A 9,259-nucleotide genomic window follows, 5' to 3' on the forward strand; every position below is an offset into this window, starting at 1 on the left:
CCATGCTATATAGCGGTAGCATTTTTGATCATGTTGGCTATCGCTGTCCTGGCACATAGCCTGGCCAGTTATAACCCGGGCATGACCCTTGAGATTACGAGCTTGAAACCCGACAACATAACCGTACACTGGCATATTGGCTACATTTACTCTCTGATTGTTGCCTGGGGATTGGTTCTACTCTATTTGGTCATTAAAACCAAAACGCATAACATCTTATGGAAAAGTATCGGCTTACTGTGTTGCTCAGGAATATTAACCAATGTGCTGCTATTAAGTTTAGATGAATATAGTATGTATATTTGGTATATCAGCAGAGGGATTGAGGTGATCAGTACCCTTTGTATAATATCGATCTTAATGTATAACACTTTTATCATTCTAAAAAAAGAAACGGATTCGGCTATCAAAGATGCCATGACCAAAATATACAACCGGAAACTGTTCTATAGATCGTTAAAAGCATCGCTAGCGAAAGGCGTGGTTTGCGTAATGGTTTTGGATATCGACAAATTTAAACGCATTAACGATACCTATGGGCATCAGGAGGGGGATCGGGTAATCATTAGTATTGTTGATATAATCAACAAGTCAGTTAGAGATTCGGATATCTTTGCGCGCATCGGCGGCGAGGAGTTTGCGATTCTTCTTAAGTGCAAGGATAAAGATGAAGCTATTGTCGTTGCAGAACGAATCAGAAGAAATGTTGAGCATGGAACGACTATACCCAATTCCTATGATTTAAAAGAAAAGATGACGATCAGCATCGGTGTATATTGTACTAAAGTTGATGATGACTCAGCGGATAAAGTTGTTTCTTATGCGGATGCTGCGCTGTATGACGCCAAAAACTCTGGCAGAAATAAGGTGTGTTACTACTATCATTAAAAGTAAAATGAATACTGCCTGAAAACGCAAAGTTTACTCTTCGGGTTCAGGCAATATATACAAATCATCCAGCGAGCTCGGCACTCCGGCGACGGCGCAGACTATTCCACGAGTAGATCGCGTTAAACAGTACAACCCCCGCGGTCACGCAGAAGACCGCGCGAAAGCCGTAGTTGGCGGATATTGCCGCCCCCATTAATGGTCCCGTTACGTTGCCGATGTCGCGAAATGACTGGTTATAACTGAAAATACGCCCGGCTATTTGGTTGGTTGAGTTATAAACCAGCAGCGTTTGCACCGCCGGGAGCAGAGCGCCGTCGGCAGCACCCAATAAAAAACGCAGAACGCCCAATTGCCAGGGAGTTTGTACAAATGACATCGGGATCAGCAGTAGCACGGAAATAATCAGCGCGACGATTAGAATCTTCTCCGGGCCAATCCGGTCACCGAGTTTGCCAAGCCTTGGGGCACTGATTAACGCTGCTACGCCGGGTACGGAGGCAATCATCCCACTAATGAACGCGATATTACTGACGTTCCCGGCTAACTCCCGCACGTATAACGTCAGGATTGGTGCAATAGAACCGGTCGCCACCTGAATGATTAAGGTGGTGACAAACAGGCTCAGCACCAGTTTGGGGTTTTTTAACGAGGCCACGACTTCGCGTATGTGCAGCATCTCTTTCTTGCTTACCGGTTGAAAACGCTCGCGGATAAAAAATAGCGTCAGGATAAAACAGACCAGCAGTACGCTGGCGGTAATGAAGAACACGGGACGCAATCCATAATGGTCCGCGAGTAGTCCACCTGCCAGCGGTCCTAGCAGTGCGCCGCTGACACCGCCGGTAGAGAGCGTTCCCAGCGCCCAGCCGCTTTTATTGCGTGGAACCTGGGTGGCGATCAACGCATTGGCGTTGGGAATGAAACCGCCGAGCAGACCGAGCAGCGCGCGCAGAACCAGGAACTGCCAGATATTTTGCGCCAGGCCCATCAGTAGCATCACAATAGCCATACCCAACGCGGAACGCAGCAGCATGATTTTTCGCCCTTTGCGGTCGGCAAGGCCCCCCCAGAAAGGGGAGGCGATGGCTGAAAACAAAAAGGTGATGCTGAAGACCAGACCTGACCACATGTTCAGGGCGCTATGCCCCGTGACGCCGAGACTCTCAACGTACAAGGGTAAAAAGGGCATGACCAGGCTAAATGCTGCGCCGGTTAAAAAACAACCTATCCAGGCAACGGTGAGGTTGCGTTTCCAGTTTATGGGGGCATCTGAGGGTGACATAACGATCCGCAGTGTGATGCGCTGTATGCGCTATCGATTGAATATAAGTAAGCAGACTAATTATGCGCCCGGTTGATAGTTGCTGCAATGCGGATAGCAGTTAAACCTAAAGCGAGTCAGGAGAGGGTTGCAGCCCACTGGACTGCAACCGTGTTTTAGTACAGGGAAGGGGCGCCTTCAGGACGGGTCTTGAAGCGACGATGCAGCCACATATATTGTTCTGGGGCCATCATGATGCATTGCTCAACGATCTTATTCATCCATGCAGCTGTGGTCTCCGCGTCGTCTAACGGCGGTGAACATTCTGGCGGCAGCATAATCAATTGATACCCTTTCCCGTCGGGCTTACGACGAGGAACAAATGGCACCAGGCACGCATTCGACATGCGTGAAAGCATCCAGGTCCCGGAGGTCGTGGCGGCCTGTTCAACGGCAAACAGCGGCACAAACACGCTGGCGCGAGGACCGTAGTCATGATCCGGCGCGTACCAGACCACTTCGCCTTTTTTCAACGCTTTAATCATTCCTTTCAGGTCCTTACGATCAAGCATTGATTTATTAGAGCGCATGCGTCCCCAGGTCTGTAACCAGTCGAGCAGCGGGTTGTCATTAGGACGATACACACCGATACCAGGCTCCTGCAGACCAAACTGACGCGCACCCAGTTCCAGGGTCAGGAAGTGCAGACCGACTAACAGGATCCCCCGCTTTTGCGCCTGAACGTCACGGATATGTTCCATCCCGATCACTTCTGTCCAGCGTGAAATGCGCTTATCGGACCAAAACCAGGCCATCCCGGTTTCCATCACGCCCATGCCGACGGACTCGAAGTTCCTGACGACCATCTGCTGGCGTTCCTGTTCACTCATCTGCGGGAAGCACAGCTCCAGATTACGTGAAACGATTTTTGCCCGGCGTTTCATCAAACGTAACGCCAGACGACCTAATGCACAGCCCAACTTATAAAGTACCGGGTAGGGCAACTGCACGATTAACCAAAGGATGCCAATACCCAGCCAGGTTAACCAATAACGTGGATGCAGTAGCGCAGCCGAAAACTTGGGTAAATTCGTCATGTCTATCCTGTCTTCAAACGACCAATTCCCTGTATTGTCGCATTTTTTCGCGCGTATCAAAAATTTGTGACGGGAGAACGGTGATTAAATCGGCAATTGTTGTTGCGTTTTTATCGTGAAGTAAGAAATGTAGCGTAAAATGTATGGATGTAAATTGGCGATGTTTGCTTTATGATGCCGCCGATTTTCATTTACTCCCTATTTGCAGGATACGTACACCATGCCAGTGTTACACAACCGCATTTCGAACGACGCGCTCAAAGCCAAAATGCTGGCCGAGACTGAGCCGCGCACGACGATCTCGTTTTATAAATATTTCACCATCGATGACCCGCAACATACGCGTGATGCGTTGTACCAACTGTTCACTGCGCTGAATGTGTTCGGGCGTGTATATCTTGCCCATGAAGGCATTAACGCGCAAATCAGCGTGCCGCAAAGCAACGTGGATGCATTCCGCCAACAGCTGTATGCGTTCAATCCCGCACTGGATGGATTACGTCTTAATATCGCCCTGGACGATGACGGGAAATCATTCTGGGTGCTACGCATGAAAGTTCGCGAACGTATTGTGGCGGATGGTATTGATGATCCTGACTTTAACGCCAGCGACGTGGGTGATTACCTGAAAGCGGCAGAAGTGAACGCCATGTTGGACGATCCTGAGGCGGTATTCATTGATATGCGCAACCACTATGAATATGAGGTGGGGCATTTCGAGAACGCGCTTGAGATCCCGGCAGACACATTCCGTGACCAGTTGCCGAAAGCGGTTGAAATGATGCAGGTGCATAAAGATAAAAAAATAGTTATGTACTGCACGGGCGGGATCCGCTGTGAGAAGGCCAGCGCCTGGATGAAACATAACGGATTTAGCAAAGTCTGGCACATTGAGGGGGGGATTATTGAATATGCCCGCAAGGCGCGTGAACAGGGGCTTCCGGTACGTTTCATCGGCAAAAATTTCGTTTTTGATGAGCGTATGGGCGAAAGGATCTCTGAAGATGTTATCGCGCATTGTCATCAGTGCGGAACCGCATGCGACAGCCACACTAATTGTAAAAATGATGGCTGCCATCTGCTGTTTATTCAGTGCCCGGCTTGCGCGCAGAAGTATAAAGGCTGCTGTAGTGAGCTGTGTTGCGAAGAGAGTGAGTTGCCGGAAGAAGAGCAACGACGTCGTCGCGCCGGGCGTGAAAATGGCAACAAAATCTTTAATAAATCCCGCGGTCGTCTGAATACCAAACTGGGTATTCCGGATCCCGCGCAATAAAAATGTTGCCGGATGATGGCTATCGCCTCATCCGGCAACATTTATGCGTTACTTCTGCTGCACACCTTCCACTGAGATAATTAAATCGACTTCCTGTGAAGCAGGGCCGAGATCGGTGGTGATATTGAAGTCTTTGAGTTTAATCTTACCTTGCGCTTCAAAACCGGCGCGCGTACCACCCCATGGATCGCCACCCTGACCGATCAACTTCGCGTCCAGCGTCACTGGTTTGGTGACGCCATTCAGGGTCAGGTTACCGGTGATATCGAGGTCGTTCCCCTCTTTTTTCACGCTGGTGGAGCTAAAGGTCGCCTGCGGGAATTTGGCCACGTTAAGGAAATCCGCGCTACGCAGGTGCTTGTCGCGTTCTGCGTGGTTGGTGTCAACACTGTTGGTGTTGATGGTGACGTTAACCTTATCGGCTGCGGGATTTTTTTCATCAAAGGTGAACGTACCGTCGAAATCTTTAAAGGTGCCGTACAGCCAGCTGTAACCCAGATGCTGAATACGGAAATTAACAAAGGCATGCTGTCCCTCTTTGTCAATTTTGTAATCTGCCGCCATAGCCGATCCGGTCGTGAATAACAGAGAGGCGAGTGTCAATCCCAGCAGGTTTTTTTTCATTTTAAGCTCCATAGTCAGATGACGATTTTCCCAACATGCGATTCAGGGTATCGTCGTTATCGATAAAGTGATGTTTCAGGGCCATAAGCCCATGAAGAAGCGATAAAACCACCACGGTCCATGCCAGCCACAGGTGCAGGCTGCCGGCAAGGTCGGCCTGAGCGCCCGCGTTGGCAAGGGTGGCGGGAATATCAAACCAACCAAATACGCTTATCGCTTTGCCATCTGCGGTCGAGATCAGATAACCGCTGATAACAATCGAAAAGAGCAGGGCGTAGAGCGCAAGGTGACCCATTGCCGCTGCGATGCGGGTTAAGCGGGAATAGCTTGTCAGCGCAGCTGGGGGAGGGGAGAACAACCGCCAGACAGCGCGAATGACCAGTCCCATCATGAGCAGGATCCCGATGCTTTTATGCAGTTCAGGGGCCTGGTGATACCAGCCATCGTAATAACTGAGCGTGACCATCCATAAACCCAACGCAAACATGCCATATACAGCAATCGCCATCAGCCAGTGCAATGCGACAGACACCACGCCATAGCGCTGTGGACTATTAGTGAATTGCATAAGTACACCGTTAGATATTTCAGGAGTAAATGAAAATGGCGCGTAAAAGACATTAATGCAACTAATAAATAACAATGATGATGATATTTATTTTCATGTTCAATAAAATTGATTGAATATTGATGCCATCATCAAGGTATTAGAGAGAATGGGCAAAAGGTGGGCATTATTACACGGTGTTGATAGGGTTTTCTTATTCAGTTTATTGCAATGAAATTTAAGTAAATATCAGTTTTTGTCAATTAGTGTCAGTGCAATCTGGTCAGAAAAACATAATATATATCACATCCATAATTGCCAGCAGCGACCATAAAATAATGTAGAGCATAAGATGCTCACGAATATTATTAACCAGATAGTGAAAGATGCGCCGCATCGATGTTATTCCTGTCATTAAAAATGGCCTCACCACGAGGCCATTAATCATTATCGCGTAAAGCGACTCAGCCTGAATGGCGTCAGGTCAAAGGCTGGCGGTTTGTCCTGCGCAAAGTCCGCGGCTATTTCCCCCAGTACGGAGGCAAACTTAAAGCCATGTCCGCTCAGTCCGGTGATGATCAGGGTATTGTCATGTTCAGGTAGCGTATCAATGATAAAGTCTTCATCCGGCGAATTATCGTAAGTGCAGGATGCACCGTGCAGACAACAGCCAATGCCTGGCAGAACTGTACGCAGGAATGGGAAAGCTTCGGAGCCATCGCTGGCCACAGCGGCAAACGGCTTGCGCTCTTCGGCTGCGTGAATTACCTGTCCGCCGTTGTGCTTACCAATTTTTAGTTCGTCGTTTTCTGCCGGAAAACCGTAGTACTGATCGCCATTTGGCAACTCGCCGGTAAAGGCCGGGAAGTTATTTTTAACGCTATAGCGGCCATCGGCTTGATACCATGCGAACACTTTGCGCACTGGCTGTATCGGCAGTTCCGGTACTAATGCCTGTACCCATGTCCCGGCGCTGACCAGGGCTTTTTTGGCGTGGTAGTCACCGTCGGCGGTTTCTACTGTGACGCCATCTTCACTATGATGAATAGCCGTGACCGGGCATTTAAACAGCTGTGCGCAGCCAGCTTCATCAGCCAGACGAATCCAGGTTTTAATCGCTAACTCACTACGCAAAAAGCCCGACTCAGCTTCAAACAGACCAATATAATTTTCAGGTACGCGAATCTCGGGCCAGCGAGCCATGATGGCGGCGGCATCAAGATGTTCGACGTTGAGTTGCCACTGTTTCGCGCTTTGCGCTGCGGTAGCTAAGAAAGTTGAATCTGCCGGGCCCAGATTGATAACCCCGGTGCGTACAAAAATCGGTTCTTCATTTTGAGTGGAAAGTTCATCCCACAATGTCTGCGCGCGCAGCACCAGCGGAACGTATTTCTCACCTTCGCCATAAGCATGACGAATTAATCGTGTGTCGCCGTGGTGGCTGCCCTGTTGATGTGGTGGCATATGCGCATCGATCATCAGAACGTTCAGACCGGCGCGAGTGGCATAGTATCCGGCTGCGGCACCCACGGAACCGCTGCCAATAATGATTAAGTCGTATTTCATCCGCTTCTCTCTGCAATCGCGATAGTAGCAGGGTAAATAACTGACCTGGAATATTCAACCGGGAAATAAGAAAGGCACCGTTAAGGTGCCTTTTGATGGTTGGATGTATCAGATTTAATGGCGCTGATACTCATTTACCTGGTAATCGCCGGATTCAATTTTGGCGATTCCTGCTTCTAATATCGAAATAAATTGCCTGGCAACATCAGTGGTTAACCAGAGCGTTTGACCAACTTCAGTCCCATCCGGGTCCGGTCGATTCGGGGTCTGGTAGTGCAAACGCAGCATCAGCGCGTCGTAGCTATCAACGGTGCTGATGTCCCATCCTACAAGCGGATGAGTCTGAATGACTTCATTATTCTTTTCCATCATGCCCCCTAATTCGTGTTACTAGACAACGGTTTTCGAGGTTCAATGCATTTTTTTTCTGAAGCAACTTCAGTATATCAATAAATAAGGGTATTCATTGAAAATTTAAAGAGGGCAGCGCATAAATTTATAGTTTTCAGCGTTATCTGACTAATAAAGCAACATGTCATTCATTTTTTTTTAGCAAGTTGCACAATTATTTTGTCGTTCTGGTTAAAAGATAACCAGGAAATTAATATTAAATTAAATGGCCACCAGGGGGAGTCTGCATTTTTTTTAAAACTGCGTGTAAAAAAAGCCGGGGCGACCCGGCAAACAAACATCACTGCATATCATTATTTATTCATTGATAAACCATTCATCCGCGCTTTCCCAGGTCTCCTGCAAGATCTCGCTGATGCGTTCTTTGTCCTCTTTGGTCGCGCCAATTACCGACAGATTGTTAGCTCCGGCATAACGGACGGTAACGTTACCCTCGTTATCCGGAAAATGATGATGAATACGGCGGGAGAGTTCACCTGCCAATGCGTCAATCGCACCGGCAGGCAAAGGTGAAGTTTTGGCAATAGTGACTTCAATACGCATAATAGCCCCCTGTTGAATATACTGTTTATTTATACAGTTATTCAGATCGGTTGGCTACACTTTTTTTAGCTTTTTACTGACCAGCGTACCGTTTCGCCACCCAGGAAAGGCACCAGCGTGTCATCTGTCAGCGTAATGCTCTCCGGGACATGGTGCTCCACGCGTTCAAGCTCAATAAAAGTCTCATTCACCGGCAGACCATAGAATTGCGGACCATTGAGTGAGCAGAAGGCTTCAAAATGGCTCAGCGCATTCATCTCTTCAAATACGGTGGCATAGCTGCCCAGCGCGGTCGGGGCGTTAAAACACCCGGCACAGCCGCAACTGGATTCTTTGCGATGACGGGCATGCGGCGCTGAGTCGGTACCAAGGAATGCACGGTTAAATCCGCTGGCGACCAGCTCACGTAGCGCCTGTTGGTGGACGTTACGTTTAAGGATTGGCAGACAATACAGGTGCGGACGAATGCCGCCGACCAGCATGTGGTTGCGGTTAAACATCAAATGTTGTGGCGTAATGGTGGCGGCGAGAAGCTCGTTACCATCCCGCACATATTCGGCAGCATCTTTAGTGGTGATATGTTCAAATACGACTTTCAGCGCAGTCAACCGCTGACGCAGCGGTTCCATCACCGTCTCAATAAAGCGTGCTTCGCGATCGAAAATATCGATATCCGCATGTGTCACTTCACCATGCACCAATAGCGGCATACCCAATTTTTCCATCCGTTCCAGCACAGGCATGATGGCCTCAATAGAGGTTACGCCATGCGTTGAGTTGGTGGTGGCATTCGCCGGGTAGAGTTTCGCGGCGGTAAACACACCTTCGTTGAAACCTCGCTCCAGCTCATTGGGATCCAATGTATCCGTTAAATAGCAGGTCATTAAGGGCGTGAAGTCGTGTCCGGCAGGTACCGCATCAAGAATGCGTTGGCGATAAGCGATAGCTGCATCAACTGTGGTGACGGGCGGTGCCAGGTTCGGCATGACAATGGCGCGGCCGTAAATTTCGCTGGTATAGGGCACGACAGTTTTTAACATGTCGCC

Annotated in this window: 11 protein-coding genes; 2 read left to right on the top strand and 9 right to left on the bottom strand. The window is 48.9% G+C overall.

The window, feature by feature from the left end; all coding sequences use genetic code 11:
* Positions 1-888 (top strand): sensor domain-containing diguanylate cyclase (locus KQJ18_RS18370; RefSeq protein WP_216422458.1); only part of this gene is annotated, 888 nt, incomplete at its 5' end.
* A 64-nt stretch (positions 889-952) separates the two neighbouring features.
* On the opposite strand, the gene mdtG is transcribed toward KQJ18_RS18370, so the two are convergent.
* Both mdtG and KQJ18_RS18380 read right to left on the bottom strand, forming a co-directional pair.
* A complete protein-coding gene (gene mdtG, locus KQJ18_RS18375) occupies positions 953-2,173 on the bottom strand; it encodes a multidrug efflux MFS transporter MdtG (RefSeq protein WP_038639648.1) in 1,221 nt (406 codons plus the stop codon).
* Between the two features lie 155 nt (positions 2,174-2,328).
* On the bottom strand, positions 2,329-3,249 hold the full coding sequence (locus KQJ18_RS18380) for a Kdo(2)-lipid IV(A) acyltransferase (protein ID WP_038639653.1): 921 nt from the start codon (positions 3,247-3,249) through the stop codon (positions 2,329-2,331).
* Between the two features lie 220 nt (positions 3,250-3,469).
* Between KQJ18_RS18380 and KQJ18_RS18385 the strand changes: the two genes are divergently transcribed.
* Positions 3,470-4,522, top strand: a complete 1,053-nt coding sequence (locus tag KQJ18_RS18385; protein WP_216422459.1) for a rhodanese-related sulfurtransferase — start codon at positions 3,470-3,472, stop codon at positions 4,520-4,522.
* Positions 4,523-4,570: 48 nt separating this feature from the next.
* Here the strand turns inward: KQJ18_RS18385 and KQJ18_RS18390 are convergent, their stop codons facing one another.
* The 7 genes from KQJ18_RS18390 to pyrC form a co-directional block, all read right to left on the bottom strand.
* Positions 4,571-5,146 (bottom strand): YceI family protein, encoded by a 576-nt coding sequence (locus KQJ18_RS18390; RefSeq protein ID WP_038639660.1) that lies wholly within the window; start codon positions 5,144-5,146, stop codon positions 4,571-4,573.
* Between the two features lies 1 nt (position 5,147).
* Complete coding sequence (locus KQJ18_RS18395) at positions 5,148-5,714, bottom strand: cytochrome b (RefSeq protein ID WP_216422460.1); 567 nt, start codon at positions 5,712-5,714, stop codon at positions 5,148-5,150.
* Between the two features lie 262 nt (positions 5,715-5,976).
* The gene (locus tag KQJ18_RS18400) at positions 5,977-6,090 is read right to left on the bottom strand and encodes a YceO family protein (protein ID WP_003036148.1); all 114 of its coding nucleotides are present in this window, start codon (positions 6,088-6,090) and stop codon (positions 5,977-5,979) included.
* A 50-nt stretch (positions 6,091-6,140) separates the two neighbouring features.
* A complete protein-coding gene (gene solA / locus KQJ18_RS18405; RefSeq protein WP_185655648.1) occupies positions 6,141-7,259 on the bottom strand; it encodes an N-methyl-L-tryptophan oxidase in 1,119 nt (372 codons plus the stop codon).
* 114 nt (positions 7,260-7,373) lie between these two features.
* Positions 7,374-7,628, bottom strand: a complete 255-nt coding sequence (gene bssS / locus KQJ18_RS18410; RefSeq protein WP_003036154.1) for a biofilm formation regulator BssS — start codon at positions 7,626-7,628, stop codon at positions 7,374-7,376.
* A gap of 339 nt (positions 7,629-7,967) precedes the next feature.
* Entirely contained in the window at positions 7,968-8,213 is a 246-nt protein-coding gene (gene dinI / locus KQJ18_RS18415; RefSeq protein WP_216422461.1) for a DNA damage-inducible protein I, read from the bottom strand.
* A gap of 65 nt (positions 8,214-8,278) precedes the next feature.
* Positions 8,279-9,259, bottom strand: a 981-nt coding sequence (gene pyrC / locus KQJ18_RS18420) for a dihydroorotase (RefSeq protein ID WP_216422462.1), incomplete at its 5' end; no start/stop codon positions are given.

Source organism: Citrobacter sp. S55_ASV_140 (assembly GCF_018919505.1).
GTDB lineage: Bacteria > Pseudomonadota > Gammaproteobacteria > Enterobacterales > Enterobacteriaceae > Citrobacter > Citrobacter werkmanii.

What these genes read in the sequence shown, in the direction of transcription:
- mdtG (WP_038639648.1), bottom strand. Translation starts at nt 2,173, where the DNA reads ATGTCACCCTCAGATGCCCCCATAAACTGGAAACGCAACCTCACCGTT.
- KQJ18_RS18380 (WP_038639653.1), bottom strand. Translation starts at nt 3,249, where the DNA reads ATGACGAATTTACCCAAGTTTTCGGCTGCGCTACTGCATCCACGTTAT.
- KQJ18_RS18385 (WP_216422459.1), top strand. Translation starts at nt 3,470, where the DNA reads ATGCCAGTGTTACACAACCGCATTTCGAACGACGCGCTCAAAGCCAAA.
- KQJ18_RS18390 (WP_038639660.1), bottom strand. Translation starts at nt 5,146, where the DNA reads ATGAAAAAAAACCTGCTGGGATTGACACTCGCCTCTCTGTTATTCACG.
- KQJ18_RS18395 (WP_216422460.1), bottom strand. Translation starts at nt 5,714, where the DNA reads ATGCAATTCACTAATAGTCCACAGCGCTATGGCGTGGTGTCTGTCGCA.
- KQJ18_RS18400 (WP_003036148.1), bottom strand. Translation starts at nt 6,090, where the DNA reads ATGCGGCGCATCTTTCACTATCTGGTTAATAATATTCGTGAGCATCTT.
- solA (WP_185655648.1), bottom strand. Translation starts at nt 7,259, where the DNA reads ATGAAATACGACTTAATCATTATTGGCAGCGGTTCCGTGGGTGCCGCA.
- bssS (WP_003036154.1), bottom strand. Translation starts at nt 7,628, where the DNA reads ATGGAAAAGAATAATGAAGTCATTCAGACTCATCCGCTTGTAGGATGG.
- dinI (WP_216422461.1), bottom strand. Translation starts at nt 8,213, where the DNA reads ATGCGTATTGAAGTCACTATTGCCAAAACTTCACCTTTGCCTGCCGGT.